10 protein-coding genes are annotated in these 10053 nt (G+C 66.9%); 4 read left to right on the top strand and 6 right to left on the bottom strand.

Annotated elements, in window-relative coordinates; genetic code table 11:
• Nucleotides 1-21: 21 nt before the first annotated feature.
• A complete protein-coding gene (locus QN347_RS17670) occupies nucleotides 22-894 on the bottom strand; it encodes an alpha/beta hydrolase (RefSeq protein WP_322160327.1) in 873 nt (290 codons plus the stop codon).
• Between the two features lie 112 nt (nucleotides 895-1006).
• Between QN347_RS17670 and parC the strand changes: the two genes are divergently transcribed.
• Both parC and QN347_RS17660 read left to right on the top strand, forming a co-directional pair.
• On the top strand, nucleotides 1007-3253 hold the full coding sequence (gene parC / locus QN347_RS17665; protein WP_322160325.1) for a DNA topoisomerase IV subunit A: 2247 nt from the start codon (nucleotides 1007-1009) through the stop codon (nucleotides 3251-3253).
• Nucleotides 3254-3363: 110 nt separating this feature from the next.
• Nucleotides 3364-5079 carry a putative bifunctional diguanylate cyclase/phosphodiesterase gene (locus tag QN347_RS17660; RefSeq protein ID WP_229839238.1) on the top strand — a complete coding sequence of 572 codons (1716 nt, stop codon included), beginning with the start codon at nucleotides 3364-3366 and terminating at the stop codon, nucleotides 5077-5079.
• Here the strand turns inward: QN347_RS17660 and QN347_RS17655 are convergent.
• The 4 genes from QN347_RS17655 to QN347_RS17640 are packed head-to-tail and all read right to left on the bottom strand — an operon-like array spanning nucleotide 5049 to nucleotide 7979.
• Complete coding sequence (locus tag QN347_RS17655) at nucleotides 5049-6272, bottom strand: CCA tRNA nucleotidyltransferase (protein ID WP_322160323.1); 1224 nt, start codon at nucleotides 6270-6272, stop codon at nucleotides 5049-5051. The two genes, QN347_RS17660 and QN347_RS17655, sit on opposite strands and share 31 nt — an antisense overlap.
• Nucleotides 6260-6856: a CoA pyrophosphatase gene (locus QN347_RS17650; RefSeq protein WP_189675415.1), complete on the bottom strand. Its 597-nt coding sequence runs from the start codon at nucleotides 6854-6856 to the stop codon at nucleotides 6260-6262. The genes QN347_RS17655 and QN347_RS17650 overlap by 13 nt, the downstream gene beginning before the upstream one ends.
• Nucleotides 6853-7419 carry a DUF1285 domain-containing protein gene (locus QN347_RS17645; RefSeq protein ID WP_322160321.1) on the bottom strand — a complete coding sequence of 189 codons (567 nt, stop codon included), beginning with the start codon at nucleotides 7417-7419 and terminating at the stop codon, nucleotides 6853-6855. Before QN347_RS17645 ends, QN347_RS17650 begins: the two co-directional genes overlap by 4 nt.
• 47 nt (nucleotides 7420-7466) lie before the next feature.
• A complete protein-coding gene (locus tag QN347_RS17640) occupies nucleotides 7467-7979 on the bottom strand; it encodes an N-acetyltransferase (RefSeq protein WP_322160319.1) in 513 nt (170 codons plus the stop codon).
• 151 nt (nucleotides 7980-8130) lie between these two features.
• Here QN347_RS17640 and QN347_RS17635 point away from each other — a divergent pair, with 151 nt between their 5' ends.
• The gene (locus QN347_RS17635) at nucleotides 8131-8502 is read left to right on the top strand and encodes a dihydroneopterin aldolase (RefSeq protein ID WP_133189837.1); all 372 of its coding nucleotides are present in this window, start codon (nucleotides 8131-8133) and stop codon (nucleotides 8500-8502) included.
• The gene (locus QN347_RS17630) at nucleotides 8499-8816 is read left to right on the top strand and encodes a Rossmann fold domain-containing protein (protein WP_322160318.1); all 318 of its coding nucleotides are present in this window, start codon (nucleotides 8499-8501) and stop codon (nucleotides 8814-8816) included. The genes QN347_RS17635 and QN347_RS17630 overlap by 4 nt, the downstream gene beginning before the upstream one ends.
• A 33-nt stretch (nucleotides 8817-8849) precedes the next feature.
• On the opposite strand, the gene QN347_RS17625 is transcribed toward QN347_RS17630, so the two are convergent.
• A complete protein-coding gene (locus QN347_RS17625) occupies nucleotides 8850-9701 on the bottom strand; it encodes a hypothetical protein (RefSeq protein WP_133189833.1) in 852 nt (283 codons plus the stop codon).
• Nucleotides 9702-10053: the final 352 nt, after the last annotated feature.

The following is a 10053-nucleotide window of genomic DNA, read 5'->3' as shown; positions in this document are numbered from 1 at the left end:
AGATGTGTATAAGAGACAGGCTCACTTCTTCAGCCCCGCCGCGATCAGCGTCTTCGCTTGCGCCCAAGCCGCGCTCTCTGGCGCGATCAGTTCGACATGCCCCGTCCGCTCGACCAGATGCAGCGTCGCCCTGTCGCCTTTGGCCTGTGCCGCCGCGACATAGTCCGTTCCGAGTCGCACCGGGATGATCTTGTCCTCGCGCCCGTTGACCAGATCCTGCGGCACGCCGAGCGGCAGCAGCCGAGGGGCCGAGGTGTCGGCATAGACATCCGCACGCGCACCGGGCTTGCCGACGAGCTGCGCGACGACCTCGACGCCGCAGCCATTGTCGGGGCTCGCCCCGGTCGCCTCGAGATCGGGCAAGCCGCCCAGGCTGACCACATGGGTGATCTTCAGCGGGTGCGCCGTATAGAGCGGACTCGTCGGCGCGATCCGCGACCGACCGGCGAGCCACAAGGCAAGATGCCCGCCCGCCGAATGCCCGACGACGACGATTCGCTTGGTATTGAGGTGATACTCCGCCGCATGCGTGCGCAGCGCATCAGCCGCCGCGCCCGCATCGAGGAAGGTTCCCGGATAGCCGCCGCCGCTCTTATCGACGCCGCGATATTCGACGTTCCACACCGCGATGCCGTCGCGCCGCAGATCGTCGGCGATCCAGTTCATCAGGCGGCGGTCGGCGATGCTCGTCGTCCAGCAGCCGCCATGCACCATCACCACGACGGGATGCTTGCCGCGACCGGCGGGCAGCCAGACGTCGACCTTCTGCAAGGCGTCGGGGCCGTAATCGACTGTCGCATCGGGGGCCGGCTGGGGACGCTTGGTCAGGTCGGGCCAGGTCAGCAGCGCGGCGGGCGCAGGCACGGCGGGAGCGGGGGGCGGGGTCTGAGACATGGAGGCTGTCGATACAGCGATCAGGGCGAGCGGGAGAAGACGCAGCATGCCTCGCCTGTAAACGCCGCGCTGGCATCTCGCCACCAGCGAATAGCGCTGCTATCGCCGGAGGATGCCAACCGATGTGACCGATCCCTTCAACGCCATCGTCGACGCGCCGTTCGATAGCGCGCTGAGCGATCGCTACCTCGTCTATGCGCTTTCGACGATCACCGCGCGCTCGCTGCCCGACGTGCGTGACGGGATGAAGCCGGTCCACCGCCGCCTGCTATGGGCGATGCGCCAGCTGCGGATGGACCCGAGCACGCCGTACAAGAAATCGGCGCGCGTCGTCGGCGAGGTGATCGGCAAATATCACCCGCACGGCGATTCGTCGGTGTACGACGCGATGGTCCGCCTCGCGCAGGATTTCTCGGTCCGCTACCCGCTGGTCGAAGGGCAAGGCAATTTCGGCAATATCGACGGCGATGGCGCCGCCGCCTTCCGCTACACCGAGGCGCGGCTGACGCAGGTCGCGATGGACCTGATGGCGGGCCTCGACGAGGACGCGGTCAACTACAAGCCGACCTACAATAACGAAGAGCAGGAGCCCGAGCTCTTCCCCGGCGCCTTCCCCAACCTGCTCGCCAATGGCGCGGCGGGGATCGCGGTCGGCATGGCGACCAACATCCCGCCGCACAATGTCGCCGAGCTGTACGACGCGGCGATCATGCTGATCGACCAGCCCGAGGCTGACGATGCCGCGATGCTGCAGCATATCCAGGGGCCCGATTTCCCGACCGGCGGGCTCGTCGTCGATTCGCCCGCGGCGATCGCCGAGGCCTATGCCACCGGCCGCGGCGGCTTTCGCCTCCGCGCGCGCTGGAGCATCGAGAAGGAGAAGGGGGGCGGCTGGAACGCGATCATCACCGAGATCCCGTACGGCGTGCAGAAGGGCAAATTGATCGAGCAGATCGCCGCGCTGATCAACGACAAGAAGCTGCCGATCCTCGCCGACGTCCGCGACGAATCGGATTCGGAAATCCGCGTCGTGATCGAACCGCGCAGCCGCTCGGTCGAGCCCGACATGCTGATGGAGAGCCTGTTCAAGATGACGGACCTCGAGGTCCGCTTCAGCATGAACCTCAATCTGCTCGACGCCGACCGCACGCCGCGCGTGATGAGCTTGCGCCAGGCGCTGCTCGCGTGGATCACGCACCAGTTCATCGTGCTCCAGCGCCGCACCGCGCACCGGCTCGACAAGATCCGTGACCGGATCGAGCTGCTCGACGGCTATATCATCGCCTATCTCAACCTCGACCGCGTGATCGAGATCATCCGCACCGAGGACGAACCCAAGCCAGTGATGATGGCCGAGTTCGAACTCAACGACCGCCAGGTCGAGGCGATCCTCAACATGCGGTTGCGCTCGCTCCGAAGGCTCGAGGAAATGGAGCTGCGCAAGGAGCGCGACGGGCTCGAGAACGAGCGCTCGGGGCTCGAGGCGCTGCTCGGCAGCGAAGCGCGGCAGCGCACGCGGCTCAAGAAGGATTTCGGCAAGCTGCGCGAGCGCTATGGCCCCGAAACCAAGCTCGGCCGCCGTCGCACCACCGTCGCCGAGGCCGCCCCCGCGCGCGACATCCCGTTGGAAGCGATGATCGAGCGCGAGCCGATCACCGTGATCCTGTCGCAGCGCGGCTGGATTCGCGCGATGAAGGGGCATCTCGATGCCGCCGGGGTCGCCGCCGTGAAGTTCAAGGACGGCGACGCTGCGGCGTTCGACTTCACCGCGCAGACCACCGACAAGATCATGATCGCCGCCGAGAATGGCCGTTTCTACACGCTCGCGGCCGATCGCCTGCCGGGTGGGCGCGGTTTCGGCGAGCCGGTGCGGTTGATGATCGATCTCGATGGCGATGTCGATATCGTCGAGATCTTCCGCGCGAGCCTTGCCGAAAAGCTGCTCGTCGCGGCGACCGACGGGCGCGGCTTCCTCGTGCGCACCGCCGACATCATCGCCGAGACGCGCAAGGGCAAGACCGTCGTCACGCCGCGACTCGGCGCCAAGCTCAAGCTCGTCCGCCCAGTCGATCCGGCGCACGATTATGTCGCGGCGATCGGTGACAATCGCCGCTTGCTCGTCTTCCCGCTGAGCGAGCTTGCCGAGCTGTCGCGCGGGCAGGGGGTGCAGCTGATGCGCTTCCGCGATGGCGGCTTGTCGGATGCGATCACCTTCGTCTTTGCCGAGGGACTGAGCTGGCCGATGGGGGGCGATACCGGCCGGACGCGCACCGAAACCGACCTCGCGCCGTGGCGCGCAGCGCGGGGCGCGGCGGGGCGGATGCCGCCCAACGGCTTCCCGCGCGACAATCGATTCTAGCGCGAACAACCGCGCCCATCTGTTTGCAAAGCATCGGATTTCTGGCGGAAATCGGGGAAAATCGTTTCGACTAAGAGGGATGTTAACGAATCGACCCTATCGCCAGGACTATGGCGCCGAAGTCCAATCCCGTGCTGACGCATGCGACCCCTCCGATGCCCTCGGCGGCGCTGGAGGCTTACCCGACATCGGTGGCGATGGCGGCTCGGATGATCGACCTTTTGCCGATCCCCGCGGCGATGGTCGCGCTCGGCGACTCGGGGGTGACGGTTCAGATCGCCAACCGCGCGTATGAAATTGCCGGCCTCGGCATGAACGACCGGCGGCGTTCGCTGATCGCGCAGATCGAGCCGCAGATCGTAGCGTTCATCGAGGGCGATACGCTGCGCACCGAATTCTCGGTCGAGTTCGGCGACAAGGTCGATTGCCATTACTATCAGGCAACGCTCGCACGGCTCGAACGCAATCCACTGCAGCGCTGCATGCTCGCTTTGGTCGACCAGACCGCCGAATTGCGCACCGAACACAATCTGCGGCGTGAGATGCTCACCGACAGTCTGACCGGGCTGCCCAACCGTGCCGGGTTCAGCGATCGGCTCGAAATGTTGCTCGAAGAACCGACCGAGCGTGCGAATTACGCCGTGTTGGTGATCGATCTCGATCGCTTCAGTCGAGTCAATGCCTGTCTGGGATCGATGGCGGGCGACGAACTGCTCATCACCGTGGCACGCCGTCTCAAGGGGGCGTTGCGCGCGCAGGACGTGCTCGCACGCACCGGCGGCGACGAATTCGGCATCCTGCTGACGCTCGAGGACGGGGTCGGCGATGCCGAGCGCGTCGCGCGGCGAATCCAGGGCGCGCTGTCGACGCCGTTCCGCCTCTCCGACTTCGAGATTCGCGTCGCCTGCTCGATCGGCATTTCGTTCGGCGCGGCGGCGATCGAAGATGGCGAGGAATTGATCCGCCACGCGCAATTCGCGGTCAAGCGTTCGAAGGCGACGGGCAAGACCGAAGCCTATCAGACGCAGGCGTTCGACATCGCGCGCGAACAGTTCGGCATGGAAACCGCGCTGCGCCGCGCGATCGAGCGCGGGCAGATGCGACTGACCTATCAGCCGATTCGCGACCTTTCGACTGGGCAGCTCGTCGCGTTCGAATCGCTCGCGCGCTGGCGCGATGAGAACGGCGTGGAATATTCGCCCAACGATTTCATCCCGGTCGCCGAGGAATCGGGGCTGATCGTGCCGCTCGGGCGCTGGGCGATCCAGGAAGCCGCCGCGACGCTCGCGCAGTGGGATGCGCGCTGTGGCGGCCATTGCGGCGTGCGACTCGCGGTCAATCTCTCGGCGATCCAGCTGCAGCGCGATACCATCGCCCCCGTCGTCGAGGCTGCGCTCTCGGCTTACGGACTCGAGGGCTCGCGCTTCACGCTCGAGCTGACCGAAAGTGCGTTGGTCACCGATCCCGACCGAATCGCCGGGATCATGCACGCCTTGAAGCGACTCGGTACGACGATCGCGATGGACGATTTCGGGACGGGCTATTCGAACCTCGCCTATCTCCAGAAGCTGCCGATCGACATTCTCAAGATCGATCGCAGCTTCGTCAGCGGGATGCTCGCCGATCGCGACAAGATCGCGATCGTCCGTGCGGTCCTGTCGCTGGCGCAAGCGCTCGGCATGAAGACCACGGCCGAGGGGATCGAAACCAACGAACTCGCGCAGACGCTGGCGGCGCTGGGCTGCACCTACGGCCAGGGCTATCTCTATGCGCGGCCGCTCGAGGCCGAGGCGGCTTATGCGATGCTGGTCGAGGACCGCCACTGAGCGACGGCTTCGTCGGCGATCGCGTGCGCGCGCGCGGCGTCGGGGAAGCTTTCTGCCACCCACCGATCCTCGATCTGCTTGAGCAAGCGCGCCACGTCGGGCCCCTTGATGACGCCGCGCTGGACGAGCGCCCCCCCGGTCAGCGGAAAGCGCGGGATCTCCCAGGCGACGATCTCGCGTGCGCCGCGCACCGCGTCCGCCGCATCCTCGACGGTCAGGAGCCAGCGGTCGAGCGCGCCGTCGCGCCCCAGCCGATAGGCGAGCGGATGCGGCGAGTCGGTCGGATCGGTCAGCGCCGAGACGATCCGCTTGCGCTGCGCGTTCGACAGTTTGAGCCGTGCACCGACGTTTTCGCCGAGCACGGGGTCGCGTGGCAGCACTGCCGCGAGGCGGCGGAGCGGATCGGGCGCGAGTTCGGCGTGCACTTCGGCCGCAGCGACGCGTGCGAGGCGACTTACCCCAGAATCGTCGATCTCGGGCAGGACCGGCAGCAGGATGCCGCGCGCGATCATCAACGCAAGCGTCGCGACCGCATTCGGCGCGACGAGCAGTTTGAGGAATTCCGCCGAGATCCGTTCGCGCGACAGCGCCATCAGATCGTTGGCGCGCTGCGTGCAGGCGTCGAGCCCCGCCGCATCGGGTGCGTCGCCGAAGCGCGCATGGAAGCGGAAGAAGCGCAGGATGCGCAAATGATCCTCGGCGATGCGCTGCAACGGATCGCCGATGAAGCGCACGCGCCGCGCCGCGAGATCGTCGAGCCCGCCGAAATAGTCGAAGATCTCGCCGCTCGCCGGATCGGCATAGAGCGCGTTGATCGTGAAATCGCGCCGCGCCGCATCCTCGCGCCAATCGTCGGTGAAGGCGACCGTCGCGTGGCGGCCGTCGGTCGCGGTGTCGCGGCGCAGCGTCGTCACTTCGATCGGCGCGCCATCGGCGAGGACCGCGGTGATCGTGCCATGCGCGAGCCCCGTCGGAACCGCCTTGATCCGCGCCCGCGCGAGCAAGTCGATCACGTCTTCAGGGGTATGGCGCGTCGCCAGATCGACATCGGCGACTTCGATTCCGAGCAGCGTGTCGCGCACCGCGCCACCGACATAGCGCGTCTCGCCGCGGCCAGCACCGAGCACTTCGCACAGTTCGGGCAATCCCGGCCGCGTCCGCCACGCGGCGGCGGGAAGGATCAGCCGTTCCATCGCAGCCGGCGCGACAGATTGACGATCATCGCCGCGGTCGCGCCCCAGATGCGGTGGCCGTCCCAATGGATCTCGTAATAATGCCGGTTGCGCCCCTGCCACTCGACGCTGGCTTCGGTGTGGTTGCCCGAGTCGAGCAGGAAGCCGAGCGGGACCTCGAACACTTCGGCCACTTCGGCGATCGCCGGGGTGAACACCAGATCGGGCGGCACGACGCCGATCACCGGCGTCACCTCGAACCCGGTGACGGTACGATAGCGGTCGGCCTCGCCGACGATCGTCACACGGTCACGCGGCAGCGCGATTTCTTCCTCGGCTTCGCGCAAGGCGGCGGCGATCGCATCGGCATCGCCCGAATCGACGCGGCCGCCAGGGAAGGCGACTTGTCCGGCATGGCGCGACAGCGTGTCGGTGCGAAGCGTCAGGATCACGCCGGGCTCAGCACGATCGGTCACCGGGATCAGCACCGCGGCCTGGGCGAGCGGGCTCGCGATCGACTCGACATCGACATGGTCGCCGGTGAGCAGCACGGTGTCGGCGTGGCCGATCGCCATCGCCTGGCGAAGCCGTTCGACGAGCGTCATGCCGCGGGCTCCAGCGCGAAGAACGCGCCGCCGCTCCACACGCCGGGCGGGGTGTCGCCGCCATCGATCGCGCGCTGCGCGAGTTCGTAATAGACCGTCCGCGCCACGACCGCGTCGAGCTCGCCGCGGACGCGCAGATAGGGGCGGGGGCCATCGTCGCGCGGTTCGAAGCGCAGCGGATGATCGGCATCGGCGGTGACGAGATCGCCGGTGTTGAGCCGGAAGGTCAGCATCGCAGCACGCCCTTCGCCCGATGCTTTCAGCTCGACCGCGACGAACGGCGCGTCCTCGACGTCAATGTCGAGCTTCTCGACCGGGGTGACGAGGACATAGCCGCCATCGGCCTCGCGCCGCAGGATCGTCGAGAACAGCCGCACCATCGCCTGGCGTCCGATCGGCGATCCTTGGTGGAACCACGTCCCGTCGCGCGCGATGCGCATTTCGCTGTCGCCGCAATGCGTCGGGTTCCAGCGTTCGACCGGGGGCAGCTTCTGCTCTTCGGCAAGGCGGGCGATGTCGGCGAGCGACAAAGCGGAAAGGTCGGGGATCGGCTCCATGGGCATGGCGGTGGCGGTAGGACAGGCGCGCCGCCTCGTAAAGTCGCGTCGCGTCAGACCAGCGCGGCGACGCGCGGTCCGAGCAGGCCGGCGACGGTCGGGACGTTCGCGCCGCGGGCGAGCAGGCGATGCCGCTCGACCGGGCCGGGCACGCGCCACGCGGCTGTGCGCGCTGCGTCGAAGCCGAAGAAGCGGCTGTAATATTCGGGGTCGCCGATCAGCGTCAGCGCATCGTCGAGCCCCGCGGCTTCGGCCGCGGCCAGCGCGCGTGCCGTCAGCATGCGGCCGATGCCGCCTTGCTGGCGATCGGGCGCGACCGCGACGGGGCCGACTTGCACCATCGCGACGTCGCCGCCGTCGTCACCGGCGAAGCGAATCGGCCAGCACTGGATCGTGCCGATCAACGCGCCGTCCTCGACTGCGGCGAGGCTCAGCGCGGGGATCGCGGTCATGCCTTCGCGGATTCGGTATGCCGTTCGGCCGTGGCGGTCGGTCCCGAAGGCACGGTCGAGCAACGCCTCGACGGCGTCGGGCGCGACAGCGGCAATCGGCAAGACCTCGATCACGGGCGTTGATCCTTCATGGCCGCATGGCAGCACGCGGGCCGCGCGCTTTACCCCCGATCAGCCCCAACGCAAGCGTCATCGTATGGCAAAGGTTCCTCACACGGCGACTTCTGCTATGGGGCGCGGCGATACGACCAGGATTGGGATCGATTTGACCGACCGTTTGACGCTCAACGTGCACGACCTCGAAGTGATGGTGCTGACCGGCATCTATTCGGAGGAGACGCATTTGCCGCAGCCGCTGCGGATCTCGCTGACGGTCGATCTGGCGGTGCCCGATCGCTTCGATCCCGAGACGCCGCTGGCCGCCTCGAAGAACTATCTCGACCTCAAGCACGCGGCGACGACCGCATTGCCGACGGGCGTGCATTTCAAGCTGGTCGAGGCTGTGGCAGACCATATTTGCGAGACGCTGTTCCTGCAGGACAGCCGGGTCACGCGCGTCGAGGTGTCGATCGTCAAGCTCGCCATCGCCGAGGCGGGCGAGTCGATCGGCATTACCCTGGTGCGGAACCGGCGGTGAGGGCGGCGCTTGCGGCGGCGCTCGGCACGCGGTCGGCGCTGGTTTTCGGCGATGATCGCGACGCGGTCGCCGCCGTGCGTACGGTGCCGCGCGAATCCGGGATGATCTTGCTGGTGATCGACGCGCGCGTTGCAGCGCTCGATCGCGCCATGCTGCTGGCGGCGGTCACGCCGCTCGCGGTCGAACTTGCGCCGCACACGCGCCTTGCCGCGCTCGATGTGGGGGCGGATGCGAACTGCGACGCCGTGGTCGCTGCGGCCGACTATCTCGTCAGCGCACATTCGACGACGGGGCAGGTGCTCGAGGTTCGCTAAGGTGTCGCTTCGGCCTTGTGCCCGGGGGTGTTTCTAGCGTCTCCCCCCGCGCTCGCACGCACCGAGCTCGCGCACGACCAGCGCATAATCTTCGCGCGCGATCGTCGCATCGTCGCCGCTTTGCGGGACCGAGGTGTCGGGCAGCGTGGCCGGCAGGGTGCAGGCGAGGCGATACCACAAGAGCGTATCGCGCGCCGGTGGTGGGGCAGATTGGTCGACCACTTCGCTAAGCGCGATCACCCAATGCGGCGGCTGATCGGGCTTGCGTTCGATATCGAACGAGATCGGACGGCTGTCGCTGGTCGTCAGGAAGATCTGCGTCTGGCCCGAGCCGGGCAGATCGCCGCGCGTATGCACGGCATTTCCTATGCCGGTCACCGTTGGCGGCGCGTCGGGGGCGAGCACTTCGCGGACGATTCGGCGGGTGAGCCCGTCGCCCGTCGGGGTCCAGCTGCGCTGTCCGTCGGGCCGGACGAGCTGGACCTGGCCAGCGTTGCTTGCGACACTGCGCGCGAACAACAGCACCCGCGCCTTGCGATAGCGCGGGACTCGCCCATGGGCATCGAGCGGGACGTCGAGCGTGTAGCCGAGCCGCGGCGGAACGGCGGTGGTGCCGCGAATCAGCGCGGTGACGTCGGCCTCGACGTACAGTCGCACGATATTCGGTGGGAGGTCCGGTGCATCGGCAGGCTTGAGCCGAAGCTGGCTCCGGATCGTCGCATCGACGATCACCGGCGCCGCGACGACGAGGTCGGCATAGTCGGCATAATATAACGCCGGAATCGCGACATCTGTCGGATTTGCACGGGTTTGCTGCCCCGCGGCGAGGGTTGCGGGCAGGCCGAGCAGGGCGGCTGCGAGAGCGAATTTAAGCGGTATCGGCATGCTGCTGGATTAGCTGGTCACGACATTTTTAAACAGAAATAATTCTGCCACGGTGAGGTTGTACGTTTGTTGCGTGAGACAAAGCGTTTGCGTCGTGGTTTTTGGCACGATAGAGGTTGTGGTCTGTCCAGGATACACTAGCCCATGACAGGCCGGATAACGAGCGGACGTTACGGATCGGCTTGGACCGTCGTGCCGGAATAGAGGAGTTTCGTTTCTGAATGGCATACGCTGATCGCAATACGAGTGGCAGCAAAGTGGTGTCGATCGTGATCGTTTCGGTCATTGTCGCGCTGTTCGCGTGGGGTTTCGTGAACGGGCTGACCTTCAAGTCTGTCTCTTATACACATCT

The organism is Sphingomonas sp. 10B4 (assembly GCF_035019905.1).
In the GTDB taxonomy this organism is placed as follows: Bacteria; Pseudomonadota; Alphaproteobacteria; order Sphingomonadales; family Sphingomonadaceae; genus Sphingomonas; species Sphingomonas glacialis.
The sequence above is the reverse complement of the archived record's forward strand: the minus strand, read 5'-3'. Positions and strand labels throughout refer to the sequence as shown.